Raw genomic sequence first — 422 nt, 5'->3', positions numbered from 1 at the left:
TGACCTACTCTCCCACACACTCCCGCATGCAGTACCATCAGCGCAATCGGGCTTAGCTTCCGGGTTCGGAAAGGGACCGGGCGTTTCCCCAACGCTCTCACCACCGCAAAACCACAGAACAACACACACCATACATGCGCGTCACTGGATCATGCAGTGAAACTAGTAGACGTGAACACCAACCCCACACGGGGCTGTGCGCGCGGACCCCACGGCCCAACTCTCATACGCTCAATCGTTGTTTAACTTGTGTTACCCAACCCACCACACACCCCGACAAGACCACAGTCCCACCGAGTCGTGTTGTTTGGGTGAGTGAACGGTGTATTAGTACCAGTCAGCTCCAACCATTACTAGTCTTCCACATCTGGCCTATCAACCCCATCATCTCTAGGACACCTTAAAGGAGACCTCATCTCGAA

2 rRNA genes are annotated in these 422 nt (G+C 54.3%); both read right to left on the bottom strand.

Annotated features, from left to right (window positions below):
• Positions 1-108 (bottom strand): 5S ribosomal RNA (gene rrf, locus NQ036_RS15490); the annotation flags it as partial.
• Positions 109-307: 199 nt separating this feature from the next.
• Positions 308-422, bottom strand: a 23S ribosomal RNA gene (locus NQ036_RS15485); the annotation flags it as partial.

It is taken from the genome of Brevibacterium sp. 91QC2O2, from assembly GCF_024580695.1.
GTDB lineage: Bacteria > Actinomycetota > Actinomycetes > Actinomycetales > Brevibacteriaceae > Brevibacterium > Brevibacterium moorei.
Note: the sequence above shows the minus strand (reverse complement) of the source record. Positions and strands in the feature narration are given on the sequence as shown.